The organism is Scopulibacillus daqui (genome assembly GCF_016908855.1).
Lineage (GTDB): Bacteria > Bacillota > Bacilli > Bacillales > Sporolactobacillaceae > Scopulibacillus_A > Scopulibacillus_A daqui.
This window is the reverse complement of the sequence record NZ_JAFBER010000006.1, coordinates 83692-98138: the sequence shown is the minus strand read 5'-3', so window position 1 is coordinate 98138 and position 14447 is coordinate 83692. Positions and strand designations below refer to the sequence as shown.

General features: G+C 41.0%; 12 protein-coding genes. 6 read left to right on the top strand and 6 right to left on the bottom strand.

From position 1 onward, the window contains the following. Positions 1–16 precede the first annotated feature (16 nt). Positions 17–550, top strand: coding sequence for a nucleoside tri-diphosphate phosphatase (ntdP, locus tag JOD45_RS06615; RefSeq protein WP_205003085.1), 534 nt, complete (start codon positions 17–19; stop codon positions 548–550). Between the two features lie 31 nt (positions 551–581). Continuing rightward, positions 582–2315 (top strand): ABC transporter ATP-binding protein, encoded by a 1734-nt coding sequence (locus tag JOD45_RS06610; RefSeq protein ID WP_205003084.1) that lies wholly within the window; start codon positions 582–584, stop codon positions 2313–2315. Positions 2316–2490: 175 nt separating this feature from the next. On the opposite strand, the gene cysI is transcribed toward JOD45_RS06610, so the two are convergent. Both cysI and JOD45_RS06600 read right to left on the bottom strand, forming a co-directional pair. Then, positions 2491–4233, bottom strand: a complete 1743-nt coding sequence (gene cysI, locus JOD45_RS06605; RefSeq protein WP_205003083.1) for an assimilatory sulfite reductase (NADPH) hemoprotein subunit — start codon at positions 4231–4233, stop codon at positions 2491–2493. A 23-nt stretch (positions 4234–4256) separates the two neighbouring features. Then, complete coding sequence (locus JOD45_RS06600) at positions 4257–6110, bottom strand: assimilatory sulfite reductase (NADPH) flavoprotein subunit (RefSeq protein WP_205003082.1); 1854 nt, start codon at positions 6108–6110, stop codon at positions 4257–4259. Between the two features lie 386 nt (positions 6111–6496). Between JOD45_RS06600 and hmpA the strand changes: the two genes are divergently transcribed. Beyond that, a complete protein-coding gene (gene hmpA / locus JOD45_RS06595) occupies positions 6497–7633 on the top strand; it encodes an NO-inducible flavohemoprotein (RefSeq protein ID WP_205003081.1) in 1137 nt (378 codons plus the stop codon). Here the strand turns inward: hmpA and JOD45_RS06590 are convergent. After that, entirely contained in the window at positions 7607–7798 is a 192-nt protein-coding gene (locus JOD45_RS06590) for a DUF5370 family protein (protein WP_205003080.1), read from the bottom strand. The genes hmpA and JOD45_RS06590 overlap by 27 nt on opposite strands. A gap of 288 nt (positions 7799–8086) precedes the next feature. Further along, entirely contained in the window at positions 8087–8824 is a 738-nt protein-coding gene (locus tag JOD45_RS06585; RefSeq protein WP_205003079.1) for a Fic family protein, read from the bottom strand. 450 nt (positions 8825–9274) lie between these two features. Here JOD45_RS06585 and JOD45_RS06580 point away from each other — a divergent pair, with 450 nt between their 5' ends. Further along, complete coding sequence (locus tag JOD45_RS06580) at positions 9275–9958, top strand: MBL fold metallo-hydrolase (RefSeq protein ID WP_205003078.1); 684 nt, start codon at positions 9275–9277, stop codon at positions 9956–9958. Between the two features lie 119 nt (positions 9959–10077). Here the strand turns inward: JOD45_RS06580 and JOD45_RS06575 are convergent, their stop codons facing one another. Then, positions 10078–10872: a carbon-nitrogen family hydrolase gene (locus JOD45_RS06575; protein ID WP_239549119.1), complete on the bottom strand. Its 795-nt coding sequence runs from the start codon at positions 10870–10872 to the stop codon at positions 10078–10080. Between the two features lie 207 nt (positions 10873–11079). Between JOD45_RS06575 and JOD45_RS06570 the strand changes: the two genes are divergently transcribed. After that, positions 11080–11418 (top strand): hypothetical protein, encoded by a 339-nt coding sequence (locus JOD45_RS06570; RefSeq protein ID WP_205003077.1) that lies wholly within the window; start codon positions 11080–11082, stop codon positions 11416–11418. Positions 11419–11454: 36 nt separating this feature from the next. After that, positions 11455–13641 (top strand): Z1 domain-containing protein, encoded by a 2187-nt coding sequence (locus tag JOD45_RS06565; protein ID WP_205003076.1) that lies wholly within the window; start codon positions 11455–11457, stop codon positions 13639–13641. A 50-nt stretch (positions 13642–13691) separates the two neighbouring features. Here JOD45_RS06565 and JOD45_RS06560 read toward each other — a convergent pair whose 3' ends face one another. Continuing rightward, complete coding sequence (locus JOD45_RS06560) at positions 13692–14393, bottom strand: gamma-glutamyl-gamma-aminobutyrate hydrolase family protein (protein WP_205003075.1); 702 nt, start codon at positions 14391–14393, stop codon at positions 13692–13694. Between the last annotated feature and the right edge of the window lie 54 nt (positions 14394–14447).

The following is a 14447-nucleotide window of genomic DNA, read 5'->3' as shown; positions in this document are numbered from 1 at the left end:
TGAAAGGGGAACAACGATGCGTTTTCCTCGTATGGGCCAGATCATTCAAATACAGAGTTATAAGCACGACGGTACGCTGCATCGTGTATGGGAAGAAACAATGGTTTTAAAAGGAACTCAAGATACAGTCATTGGCGCCAATGACCAAACATTGGTTATTGAATCCGACGGAAGACATTGGCGGACAAAAGAACCTGCTATCACGTATTTCAGCACCAAAGAATGGTTCAATATTATTTGCATGATCCGCCAAGACGGTATTTATTACTACTGTAATTTAGGATCGCCGATTACTTGGGACGAGGAAGCTCTTAAGTACATCGATTATGATCTCGATATTAAAGTATATCCAAATGGTTCATATAAATTGCTTGACGAAGATGAATACTCTTTGCATAAGCGGAAAATGAATTATCCAAAGAAACTCGATAATATCTTAAAAAGTCATGTGCAAGAATTGATTGACTGGATAAAAAACAAGAAAGGACCTTTTAATCCAAGTTTTGTGGACAAGTGGTACAGCTTATATAAAAAGTTAGTAAGGAATTAGGTGATGCATTCTGGGCAGCATTAAACGATATATGAAATTTGTCAAACCGTATACAAAACAAATCATTGTTACGGTTATTGTCGGACTCGTAAAGTTTGGGATTCCTTTATTGCTTCCTTTAATTTTCAAGTATGTCATTGATGATATTCTTAATACTACATCATTATCAGATGCCGAAAAGCTGAAAAAGCTTCTCTATTTGCTGGGAGGCGCTTTTTTTATTTTTGTTGTCGTACGTCCGCCGATCGAATATTATCGTCAATACTTTGCTCAATGGACAGGAAACAAAGTGCTGTATGACATTCGTGATACACTATTTGCCCATATTCAAAAATTAAGTCTGCGCTATTACTCCAATAGTAAAATCGGTGAAATTATCTCCAGAGTCATTAATGATGTGGAACAAACGAAAACATTTGTCATTACAGGCTTAATGAACATTTGGCTGGATATGTCAACTGTTCTTATCGCTTTAATCATTATGTTCTGGCTAAACTGGATTCTTGCTTTAATCTCTATTATTATGTTCCCGGTATACGCTATTATCGTTAAGGTTTTCTATTCTAAATTAAGGCAATTGACAAGGAGCCGCTCTCAAGCGCTTGCTGAAGTACAAGGCCATCTCCATGAACGTGTTCAGGGGATTAGTGTCATTAAGAGTTTTGCATTAGAAGATTACGAACAGGAACAGTTTGCCGAAAAAAATAAGAACTTTTGGCAAAAAGCCTTAGATCATACAAGCTGGAATGCCAAAACCTTTGCAGTAGTAAATACTGTTACGGATATTTCCCCGCTTCTTGTCATTGGCGTCGGTTCCTATCTTGTTATTTCCGGAGACCTTAAGCAGATCGGCACCTTAGTCGCGTTCTTTTCTTATTTGAATCAATTATATGATCCGCTGAAAAGACTCGTGAACTCATCAACGACATTAACTCAGTCAATTGCTTCCATGGATAGGGTTTTTGAATTTTTAGACGAAAAATACGATATTCAAGATAAACCCGATGCGAAAACACTTGATATTGTCGACGGCCATGTCAGCTTCCGCGATGTCTCTTTTTATTACAACAAAGGTGAATCCCCAGCCTTATCCCATATTAATCTTGACGTCAAGCCGGGAGAAACGATTGCGCTTGTAGGAATGAGCGGGGGCGGCAAGTCAACGCTCGTCAGTCTCATACCGAGGTTTTACGATGTCACAAGCGGTGCCATAGAACTTGATGGACGCGATATCCGCGATTTTAAAGTAAGATCGCTTAGAGACAAAATTGGCATGGTGCTTCAGGATACCATTTTATTTAGTGAATCAGTAAAAAGCAATATTAAAATGGGGAATCCCTATGCGACTGATGAAGAAGTTATCCAAGCAGCTAAAGCAGCCAATGCCCACGATTTCATTATGAGGCTTCCGGAAGGATATGATACTAAGGTCGGCGAACGCGGCGTTAAGCTGTCGGGAGGTCAAAAACAACGCATTTCAATAGCGCGGGTTTTCTTGAAAAATCCGCCATTATTAGTCTTGGACGAAGCCACATCAGCTCTAGACCTTGAAAGCGAGCATCTTATTCAAGAAGCTCTTGAAGATCTGGCCAAAGACCGGACAACATTCATCGTTGCTCATAGATTATCGACGATAACTCACGCCGATCGTATCGTTGTTATAGAAAACGGCCAAATCACCGAAATCGGCAATCACTATGAACTTATGGAAAAAAGGGGCAGCTACTTCGATTTGTTCCAAGTCCAAGGTGGCCTGACCCTGTGAATAAATTCCAGTAAAAAAAGAGAGTCCTTTTGGGCTCTCTTTTGTGCATATATCAGTAAAAATCAACAGGTATATATTGACAGACTATTCTTCGGGTTAAAAAAAATCATATATAGCAGATAAAGTTAAACATGTCTTCGGTATGATTATTCATCTGGCTATGTGCTTTCAAAGGCTAGATCAATACTTCCGATTTTTTTTTATGAAAATCAAGCCCCGAATGAACTTCTTCAACATAGCCGGCCCGAATAACAAAATCTCCAAAGTGTTCACCTTCTTGCCGTTCTTTCGCATAATGAAGAAGAATTGGACGGAGCTCATTAAGTATTTCTTCTTCTCCAAGATTTTCACGGTAAAGTTTATTCAAACGTTCGCCGCTGAAACCGCCGCCCAGATACAAATTATATTTGCCGGGGGCTTTGCCGATAAAGGCAATTTCGGCTAGTGCCGGCCGGGAACAGCCGTTGGGGCATCCTGACATGCGAATGACAATTTCTTCATCCCGCAGGCCGGCTTCATCTAAAATGACCTCGATTTTATCTAATAAAGAAGGGAGGTACCGTTCCGATTCGGCCATAGCAAGACCGCAAGTCGGAAGAGCAACGCACGCCATCGAATTTCTCCGCAATGCCGAATATTGCTTCCCTTCCGTCAGTCCGTACTTTTTAACCAATGCTTCAATTTCCGGTTTTTTCTCGCTAGTCACATTAGCGATAATAATGTTTTGGTTAGGAGTAAGACGGAATTCGCCCGTATGAACTTTGGCAATTTCCCGGAGACCGGTCATGAGCGGATAGTCTTTGAAATCTTTGACCCGGCCGTTTTGAATAAACAGATTCAAATGCCACATGCCGTTGCTGCCTTCCAACCAGCCGTAGCGATCGCCGTTATGGTCAAAGTGATACGGACGTGCCTCTTCAAGCTGCCAGCCTAATCGTTCATTTAATTCATCTTTAAACCAATCAAGACCCCGGGCATCAATCGTATATTTAAAACGCGCATTCTTTCTATCCGAGCGGTTGCCGTAATCCCTTTGGATGGTGATGACCTTTTCAGCAACCTCAACCATTTTGTGGGCCGGAATAAAGCCGGCAACACGGCCTATTTGAGGATACGTGTCGATATTTCCATGGGTCATCCCCATGCCGCCGCCAACAACAACATTAAATCCTTGCAATTGCCCGTCTTCTAAAATGGCGATAAAACCTAAATCATGCGAGAAAATATCTACATCATTGGAAGGAGGAACCGCAATGCCGATTTTAAATTTCCTTGGCAAATAGACAGGGCCGTACATAGGTTCAACGTCTTCATCCGATTCCCGGGTATCTACCACCTTCTCTTCATCCAGCCAGATCTCATGATACGCTCTTGTCCTTGGGGCAAGAGATTTATCGAGTTTCTCCGCCCATTCATAGACTTCTGAATGAACCTCCGATTGGTAAGGATTTGGACTGCACATGACATTTCGGTTAACATCTCCGCAAGCGGCCAAGGTGCTTAGAAGTGCGCCGTTAATTTCTTGAAAAGTCTTCTTAAGATGCCATTTTAAAATGCCGTGCATTTGGAAGCATTGCCTGGTGGTTAATTTGATAGTGCCGTTAGCATATTTTTGTGAGAGATGATCTAAAATTAACCATTGCTTAGGTGTGGTGACACCGCCTGGCGTCCGGACGCGCACCATAAACTGATAGTCTGGTTCAAGCTTCTGGCGCCTTCGCTCATCGCGCAAATCCCGATTATCTTGCTGGTAGCTTCCATGAAACTTTAACAGCTTATTATCATCTTCAGACAACGCGCCGGTTAACTGTTCTTCAAGCCCTTCTGCAATCGTGCCCCGAAGGTAGTTGCTTTCGCGTTTTATCCGCTCAAGGTCGCTCAGCTGCTTATTTTTTGGCGTTATATCATGTTTAGCCATCATTAAACTCCTTTCAATTTATCCTAGTAGACATCACGTTGATATCGTTTTTGATGCCGCATGTCTGTTAGATAATTTTCGGCTTCTTCCCGGTTCAGGCCGCCTTCCTTTTCAAGAATTTTTGTCAGTGTTTGGTGCACATCTTTTGCCATATTTTTTTCGTCGCCGCAAATATATAAACTGGCGCCTTCTTCTAACCACTGATAAATATCGCGGCTTTTCTCAAGCATGCGGTGCTGCACATACACCTTCTTAGCGCTATCCCGGGAGAATGCGACATCCATTTTTGACAGCACACCATCTTTCAGCCACTTTTGCCATTCAACTTGATAAAGAAAATCTGTTTTAAAATGCTGATCGCCAAAGAACAGCCATGTTTTTCCTTTCACACCTGTTTCCTCACGTTCTTGCAGGAAGGATCTAAAAGGAGCAACACCGGTGCCAGGTCCTACCATAATGATCGGTGTATCAGGGTCCGATGGGAATTTAAAGTTCGGGTTTCGGTGAATATAGACGGGCAAGAAGTCGCCGGGTTCTACCCGTTCCGCACACTGTCCAGAGCAGACACCGATCCGATTGCGTCCGAACGCCTTATATCTCACGGTTCCCATAGTCAGATGCACTTCATCAGGATTCGCCTTAAGGCTGCTCGAGATTGAGTAAAGCCGGGGAGGCATTTTTCGAAGAATGTGTACGAATTCGCTTGACGGTACTTCTTTAGGTGAAAAATCCCGCACAAAATCAAGCAGGTCTCGACCATCAAGATAAGCTCTTAATTCTTCCTCATGGCCCGGCTTAAGGAGTTCATTCAGTCTTTCATTAGAAAAAAGCTGTGCTGCTTGCGTCAGCATTGGCTTCGTCAATCTAGTAATCTCGTAATGGGAGATTAGAGCTTCGCGCAGCGGAAGCGTTTCGCCTTGTTTATTGATGGTAACGATGTCTTCAGGTTTCCAGTTCATCTGATTGATAATTGAATCGGCAAGACCGGGGGCATTTTTAGGGAATATGCCTAGACTGTCCCCTGGTTCAAAAGCAAGATTAGAGCCTTCCAAAGATAATTCGAGATGGCGGGTTTCTTTGTTTGATCCTCGTCCGTTAAGTTTCAAATTTTCAATGACTTCCGCTTTAAATGGATTTGTTCTTGAATAGTCCGCCAGTTTTGGCTGTGATTTTGTTTGCGGCTGTATGGATAAGATTTTTTGTTCATTTGCAGGATTAACCGCTTTGTCTTCTTCTAATTTGCTTAAGATCCCGTCTATCCAAGCGGCTGCGGGTTCGTCAAAATCAACATCACAATCCACCCGTGCATAGAACCTTTCACCGCCTAATTCCTCCAGCCGTTTGTCAAAATCTTTGCCCGTTTGACAGAAAAATTCATAAGACTGATCTCCAAGAGAGAGTACTGAGAAGCGCAGACCTTCTAATTTAGGCGCTTTTCTGCTGTTAAGGAATTCATAGAACGACCGGGCATTATCCGGAGGGTCTCCTTCGCCATGTGTAGCCGTTATGATCAGCAAATCCTGAACCTTTTTTATATTTTTTGGTTTAAAATCATCCATTGAGGAAAGGGTTGTTTGAAAACCTCGGTCCTTTAACTTTTGGTGTACGTCTTCAGCAAGCGACTGGGCATTGCCTGTCTCTGAGCCAAAAAGTATCGTGACTTCCCGGGAAGCGTCCTGTCTGGCACTGTCAACAGGCGGTGCCGCAGCTAGCTGTTTTTGACCGGCGGAATCGCCCGTTGAAACATCAGCGTCTTCAAAATGGGCAAAAAATCCGCTCAGCCAAATTTTTTGTTTTTCTGTTAATGTTGGCAGCAGGCGGTTAAGGAGTTCGGCCTGCTCTTGACTAAAAGGACTATTCGTTACCTCGAACTTCAAAGTTATTCACCTCACAAAGGAATAGTTAGCTTTTAAAGTTAGGACCTTCGGTTGTCCGACCAGTCATTTTTGTATTTTCTGGATATTTGCATTGGATAAATAGAGGCTAAATTCAGCCGGGCAGCCGCCAGCGTTTTAAGAATTGGCACCATCTGAGTTTTCTTTCATTTTTTATTATTTTTAATCATAACCCCAATTATTCCGATAAGTCAACTTAGTTTTTATGAAATTATTTATTAAGTCGCATTGAAAAATAAGAAAGAACAACAATGCTTATATTTATAAAAAATATGTCAAAAATGGAAATAGAAAAGGTTAAATTTTTATGGCAAATAGACCTTTTTACTTGAAATGTAAATATTTTTTAAACAGTAGGTGAGCAAACGATGCTTGATGAAAAAGCACTTGACATAGTTAAAGAAACGGCACCTGTCTTAAAAGAACACAGTCACGAAATTGGCATGCGTTTTTATAAGCTGTTATTTTCAAAGGCTCCAGAACTTTATCATATGTTTAATCAAACCAATCAAAAGAGAGGGGGGCAACAGGAAGCATTAGCTTATGCTGTCTATGCTGCCGGCGAAAACATTAATCATTTAGATGCGATCAGACCTCTTGTGATGCGGATTTCTGAAAAGCATAGAGCCTTAGGTGTTAAGCCTGATCAATACCAGGTTGTAGGTGAAACGCTGCTTCAGGCAGTGAAAGATGTCCTTGGGGATGCTGCTGATGATGAAGTGACCGATGCTTGGAGAGCCGCTTACAAGTACATAGCGGATGTTTTTATAAATATTGAAAAAGAGCTTTATGATAAAACTGAGCATGCTCCCGGCGGCTGGTTAGGCTTTCGCGAGTTTATTGTTGATAAAAAAGTTCCGGAGACGGACGCCGTCGCATCTTTTTATTTAAAGCCTAAAGACGGCAAGCCCATTGCTTCATTTAAAGCCGGGCAATATTTAACGCTTAAAGCCGCTATTAAGGGTGAAAAGTATACGCACATGCGGCATTACAGCTTATCAGATGCTCCGGGAAAGGATTATTATCGGATTACCGTCAAGCGTGAGGACGCTCATGGAGAGGCGCCCGCAGGCATTGTCTCTCAGTATCTTCATAAAAAGGTTAAGGAGGGGGATATATTGGAGTTTGCCGCTCCTGCCGGCGACTTTACGATTGTCAATAATGACCTTCCAATCGTACTGATCAGCGGAGGAATTGGGCTGACTCCTGTCATAAGTATGTTAGAAATGCTTGTGGAGAAACTGCCTGAGCGTTCGGTGACCTTTATTCATGCGACGGCGAACAGCTCAACCCATGTTATGAAAGAACGTGTTGAACAGTTAGCCGCAAATCGTGATAATGTCAGATCTTATGTATGTTATGAAAAACCGGCAGAGGAAGATATAGCCGCCGGCAGCTTTGATAAGGAAGGCTATATTGACCTTGAAATGGCTCAAATCAATTTTGCCAAACAACAAAGCCGATTTTTACATACAATCTTACTCATGTTCATCATTAAAGAATGAATCGACGACTTGTTCAATTTTTTCAGGGTCGGGATCCTGTCCGGTAAATTGAAAAGGCATTTCTCGTATAAATTGTCCGTCCTTGTATACGTGAACAGCACCTTTTTGCAGCATGACGCTGTATTCAATGTCAAAAGTATATCCGTTCTTTTCAATAGCTCCCATATAAATTCCCCTTTCTATCATCCGTATTTTTCCTCATATCAAGTAAGTTATGTAAAAAACGTTATATTTGTATACCGCTAGAATCGGCGCGGTACGGCAAATGGCATGTATTTTTCAGCGATTGATCTGAGGATCGGCCTGAGTGGATGAGTGTGGGGGTTTAGTTATTAACTGATTATCATTGCCCAGTTTCTTTTTTATTTTCGTTATCGGAAAAGGCATGCAGGAAAGAGCATAAAACACTCTTTTTTTCAAGTGCCCTAACTACAGGTACCATATTATCCTACTCTAAAACATACTTAAATAATGATTTAAGCTGTCAATTACACAATCACTGACAAGTTGAATAAAGTCGTCAGTTTCACCTTTAATACTAGCTTTTTCTAATGCTTCATAATAACGCAGACGATTTTCGTCTTTGGCCTTTATTATAGCTGGCGGATAACCGTATTGCATTAAGATTAAATTCATTAATAATCGAGCAGTGCGACCGTTGCCGTCTGAGAAGGGATGAATATAGACGAACTTAAAATGAAACAGGGATGCTAATTCTACAGGATGTAAGATTGTCTTATTGGTGTGATAACAACTCATCAACTCGTCCATTTTTTCTTGAATAAAAGGATGTTCTGGCGGCCGATGATGACTACCAGATATACCTACGTTAGTTTCTCTATATCTGCCTGCATTATCATCATCGATATTTTTAAGAATTAAGCGATGTATGTTTTTGATGATAAACTGGGTTAGATCTTCTTCATTTGTAACTATTTCTTCTACATAACCAATAGCTTCTGCATGGTTTATAGCCTCAAAGTGCTCTTTGAGTTTTTTACCGCCGATTGTCAAACCTTCTTCAACAACAATCTTTGTTTCAAGAAGTGTTAATGTATTTCCTTCAATCGCATTTGAATTGTATGTCCATTCAATACGATAAACATCTCTAAGATTATTGACAATACTGGGAGGAAGAGGACGTTTATCATCTAACTTTTGTTTGAGTTGATCGATATAATCGAAATTCATGTTTAACCTCCAAGTCTCATTTAGTTTTATTATAACTGGATAGAGCAGGGGATAGAACCCCGCTAGTTAAAACATAGGAAGAACTATTTCATCTAGATCAAGTGTTGATTCTTCTTGTGGTTCTTCTTTAACCTGATTTACAGAAGGTGTTTCAGAAGGGGTAGGGGCATTTTTGCCATTATTGTTTGCTGTTATATCATTTTAAAGGTAAAAAAAGGGCAAGATATTTCCAATAATTCTGATGCGGCACATTAATATCAATAAAGTATAGGGCATGCTTTCGCTCATTTTTTTATATGATATCTTCTTTTACGCAGCGATGAGTGTCCAGATGCATTTATTGTTCCTAAAGACAGGAGCATGATAAAATAATACTGGTAACGCAATTTTTAAGAACAATCAATCACCCTATATAAGGAGGTGCCCCAAAACTTCAAGTTTTGGAATGGGATGAAAATTGCAAATGGTGTAAATATGATGACATTAACATCAGACTTTACGGGACATCAAATGACTATACATCCGACTCTTGTTTGGGATGAGGATCATGTTATATTAGTCGATACAGGGATGCCTGGCATGGCAGAACAAATACGTACGGAAATGGAAAAGGCAGGCGTGCCCTTTGATAAGCTGACAACTGTTGTTCTGACGCATCAAGATTTCGACCATATTGGAGGCCTTCCGGACATTATTCAGCAATCAAATAATAGCATTGAGGTTATCGCTCATGAAGCGGATAAGCCGTATATTGAAGGAGAAAAGCTTCTCATGAAAATGGATCGTGACCGTGCAGAGAAAATGGCTCCTCCTAAGGCGAAAGTTGATAAAACGGTTGCTGATCAAGAAGAATTGCCTTATTGCGGGGGAATTAGAGTTATTTATACCCCCGGACATACACCAGGGCACATCAGTCTGTACTTGGAGAATAGCAAAACATTGATTACCGGTGATGCTATAGTCAGCGAAAATGGCCGTCTGATTGGCCCAAACCCTCAATTCACGCCTGATATGGCTCTTGCCCTTCAATCCATAAAGAAATTTGCAGCATATGATATTCAATCTGTTATTTGTTATCATGGCGGCTTATGCACAAATAACGTAAACCAACAGCTCCGCGATTTAGTGAAGTAATTCAGCTGATAATAGGCGCTCTTTTCGATAGAAAGGAGTGTCTATTATTTTTTAACTTGTAGGAGCTCATAGAAAAGGATGCTATATTCCTATTTCTATGAGCTGTATTAATTTTGACGTTATGATTTCAGTACACGATGTTTCAGCTGCGGGAAAGTTTCCCGAATTTGATCAATCTGATCAAGGTTAATTTCACTTTTGATTATCGTTTCATATTCTCCCGCCGATGCCATGGCCACTCCCCAAGGATCGACAATTTGGCTATGACCGGACATAAGAATGCCTTTTGTTGTTCCGGCGCAATTACAAGATATGAGATAGCACTGATTTTCCAGGGCGCGTACAGCATTAAACAGTTTCCAATGTTCGAGACGCTGGTGGGGCCAAGCCGATGTAATCAGTAAAATTTTTGCCCCTTGGTCAACTTGGGCGCGATAAAGTTCCGGGAACCGAAGATCATAGCAAGTGGATAATCCGACCTTCCCGAATTCAGTATCAACAACAGCCGGAGTATCGCCAGCTGTCAAAATCTCACCTTCCAATGAACCATAGCGAAACAGGTGAATTTTTCTGTTCGTCCCAGCTATTTTTCCTTCGCGATTAAATAAAACGCTGGTATTATAGTAATGATCGCCGTCTTTTTCTACAAAACTGCCGGCGAATAACCATGCGTTTAGTTGTTTTGCTTTTGCTGAAAAACGTTGGACAAACGGCCCGTTAATCGTTTCTGCTTCTTTTTGATAATTTTCAAATGAAAAATAGCCGGTAGCCCAAATTTCCGGAAGAAGAATAAGGTCTTGATCCTTCAAGTTATCCAGCATTTTATCCACGCGTTCAATTCTTTGTTCCTTAGATTCCTCATCTGGAATTTCAAGTTGAACGGAAGCCGCTTTGATTGAATTTTGCTTTACCATGTTCATTTCCCCCTTTTGCGGACAAACGGTTTGCCGGGTTAAAGCATATTAAGATTTGTCATTTAAAAGCCGCACTATCGACAGCCGTTTTGTGATCATTATATCACTTTTCTTTGTTATATTATGTATTTTCTGATTTTATTTGATCAATGACACTTTTAAGCTCTCTCTTTTTGGAAAAAATATGTCTAAAAGGAGAGGGATAAAGTGCTGCAAATACAAATTGGCAAAGAAGGTAAAATGACATTGAAAAATTTAGGGGTGATGGAGAAAGGTCCCGGAAAAATAGATTTTTACTATAAAAATATTAATGAGCCGGCATATATCGCTTATTATCGGATTTCGTTAAGTTTTCATCATGATATGTGGCATATTGATCATTTTTGCGTCTATCATGCCAAAGAAGCGGTCTATCAAAATGTCGGAGGCTTATTCTCGCATATATTAACCGACCCTTTAATAGAGGGGCTTATTTCATATTATCATTCGTCGGAAAGAAGAAAGCGTTCTTTCCAAGATTTAACCGGCAATCGATATAGAAAATAGCCAGGCGCTTGACTTTTAAGCAAGTAAGGAGACATCATGATTACGACAGACATAAGAACCAACGGCCTCTTTTATCAAAGGCTTTGCAAAGTAAATCAATATTCTATTGAAACAAAGCGATGTATTGAAAATACAGTAAGAAAATTAATGGCCGATGATACCAACTTTCAGCGGCCGGGGATGCTGCTTGGGAAGATCCAAAGCGGCAAGACAAGAACGTTCATAGGTGTTACATCATTAGCTTTTGATAATGACTATGACATCGCCGTCATTTTGACTAAAGGCACAAGGGCGCTTGCCCAGCAAACTTTTGAACGGCTGAAAAAAGAGTTTGCTTCCTTCAGGGATGAGGATGTTGTCCAAATTTTTGACATTATGACGATGCCTGAAAATCTTATAACTTATGAATTGGACCAAAAACTGCTGCTTGTCGTGAAGAAAGAAATGCACAATTTTAACAAGCTGTTTAAAGCGATCTTTGACACTTACCCATGTCTTTCAGAAAAAAGAGTATTGATTATAGATGACGAAGCGGATTTTGCGAGCATTGGCTTTAAGAAAACTGATAAGGAAATCATTGAGATTAATAGAATTGCTGGACAAATCGATGAACTTAGAAAGAAATTAAAGCATTCGGATTTTTTGCAAGTGACCGCTACGCCTTATTCGCTTTATTTACAGCCGGACGAGTTAAAAGTTAAAGAATCAACGAAAACCTTTAAGCCGATAAGGCCGGCTTTTACCGAATTAGTTCCGGTGCCAAAAGAATATATCGGCGGTGAATATTATTTTGAAGAAAGTGAAGAAAGCACTTCTATCGCTTCCTGTATATATGAACCCATCACCAATGATGAATTGCTCGTCTTAAAGAAGGAAGACCGGCGCCGTTTTAAAATTGAGCAAGCCTTAACGAGCCATAAAGTGAAGTCACTGAGAAATGCAATCGTCACATTTATGGTTGGCGGGATCATCCGCCGTCTGCAAAACCAAGAAAAGGGAGTCTACCCTAAGAAATATAGCTTCATTATTCATACTGAGCAAAGGAAAGGAACGCATGAGTGGCAGGAATCGATTGTTATCGCTATTAAAGAACAGCTCAGAGAAGCATTAACTCACGATCCGCTTGTTCTTGAACAGTTAATAAAAAATGCCTATAACAACTTAATTAAATCTATGGCTTTATTAGACGGCAACGCTCCAAAATACGAAGAAGTCAAGTATCACGTTTTGCTGGCGATTGAGCGGGAGTATTTAATGGTCACTAAGGTGAACTCGGAGAATGACATTCATCAGCTCCTTGATGACACTGGGCAATTAAAATTAAGAACGCCTTTAAACGTTTTTGTCGGCGGTCAGATTCTGGACCGCGGCATCACAATTGGCAATCTCATCGGCTTTTATTACGGGAGAAGACCAAGGCGCTTCCAGCAGGATACGGTTCTGCAGCACTCTAGAATGTTCGGCTACCGTCCCCTTGAAGATCTGGCTGTCACCCGATTTTATACAACAGCAGAGATCTATGATGTGATGAAAAGTATCCACGAGTTCGATTCAGCGCTAAGAAAGGCCTTTGAGAAGGGCGGACATAACAATGGTGTTGTTTTTATTCAAAAGGACAGCAGGAACAAAATTATTCCATGCCATCCAAACAAGCTGATCCTCTCATCAACCATTACTTTAAAACCTTTTAAACGGCTTCTGCCCGTCGGTTTTCAAACGGGCTATAAGTCTTATATTAAAAAAACGGTAGATGAACTCGACCAATTAATTATGGGCTGCGGCAATATACAAAAACCATTTCTGATTGATGTGAAAAAAGCTGTACAGATTATTGAAAAAATCAATTCCGCCTTTGATGAAAAGGCCGGCAAACCTTGGGATGTTAAAGCGTTTATATCGTGTATGGAATACCTATCGCTTTATGCAGAAGGAAAGGAAGCAGGCCAAGTTTGGGTTATTGTTAAAACCGGACGGGACAGTTCCCGTACGAGAGAAGACGGCCGGTATATGGATTCGCCTGATACGCCGCGCGGGAAAAACAGTGAATTGAAGCTTGCAAGAAAAGTTGCGGATGAGGTACCTGCGCTTATTTTATTACGGCAAAATGGGGAAGAGAAGAATGGATGGCGCGGATCGCCATTCTGGTGGCCTGTACTTGTGACGCCGAGAAATACGCCTGTGACTATTTTTCAAGGTCATAACCCTTCGGAACTTCCAAGCTGATGCCTAACAAAAGCTTGCACCGGTTTTATCTGATCGCCAAGGGATATAAGCTACTTATTTAGACAAGCATCGATAAAAGACTGAAATAACCGTTTGGCATGGCTTTCTTTATGAATTAAATCTCCTGGATGCCATTGGACGCCAAGGACAAACCGATACAAGGTGCTCTCGATCCCCTCAATAATACCGTCGCTCGATGCAGCGGATATTTGAAATCCCGGGGCAGGTTTGTTGATGGCTTGATGATGGAAAGTGTTTACTTTGATTTGATTGGCTTGAATAATTTGATGCAATAAAGTGCCTTTATTTATAGTTACAAAGTGGGAACAATAGTCCCTTGGCGCCATTTGATAATGCTGAAGCGCAGCGTTATTGCGGCTTTGGATGTCTTGAAGAAGGCTGCCTCCTGAAGCGGCATTCAGCATATGAGAGCCCCGGCAGATGGCGAATATCGGCATGTTTCTCTTGAGGGCTTCTTGGATCAGCAGCTTTTCAAATTGATCTCGGTCCGGCTTAATTTGTCCGAGACCAGGCTGAGGTTCTTCACCGTATAAGGATGGATCAATATCGGAACCGCCTGTCAGAAGCAGGCCATTGATATGTCCAAGAAGATCCTGAATGATTGTTAGATCTTGTGTTTGCGGTAAGATATACGGCAGGCCTCCCGATTCTATAATAGAGGTGACATAGGGTTGTTTAACGTAAAATTTCTGCGGTTCTATATCAGATGTGATTCCAATAACGGGACGCATGATTTCCTCCGAAAAAGCTCTTTTTTATAAAATGAGCTGATTGGACTTGCGTTA

Coding starts and splice junctions, on each gene's coding strand:
- JOD45_RS06580 (WP_205003078.1), top strand. CDS start 9,275: ATGAAAATTGCAAATGGTGTAAATATGATGACATTAACATCAGACTTT.
- hmpA (WP_205003081.1), top strand. CDS start 6,497: ATGCTTGATGAAAAAGCACTTGACATAGTTAAAGAAACGGCACCTGTC.
- JOD45_RS06610 (WP_205003084.1), top strand. CDS start 582: ATGAAATTTGTCAAACCGTATACAAAACAAATCATTGTTACGGTTATT.
- JOD45_RS06565 (WP_205003076.1), top strand. CDS start 11,455: ATGATTACGACAGACATAAGAACCAACGGCCTCTTTTATCAAAGGCTT.
- JOD45_RS06575 (WP_239549119.1), bottom strand. CDS start 10,872: ATGGTAAAGCAAAATTCAATCAAAGCGGCTTCCGTTCAACTTGAAATT.
- JOD45_RS06585 (WP_205003079.1), bottom strand. CDS start 8,824: ATGAATTTCGATTATATCGATCAACTCAAACAAAAGTTAGATGATAAA.
- JOD45_RS06560 (WP_205003075.1), bottom strand. CDS start 14,393: ATGCGTCCCGTTATTGGAATCACATCTGATATAGAACCGCAGAAATTT.
- ntdP (WP_205003085.1), top strand. CDS start 17: ATGCGTTTTCCTCGTATGGGCCAGATCATTCAAATACAGAGTTATAAG.
- JOD45_RS06590 (WP_205003080.1), bottom strand. CDS start 7,798: ATGGGAGCTATTGAAAAGAACGGATATACTTTTGACATTGAATACAGC.
- cysI (WP_205003083.1), bottom strand. CDS start 4,233: ATGGCTAAACATGATATAACGCCAAAAAATAAGCAGCTGAGCGACCTT.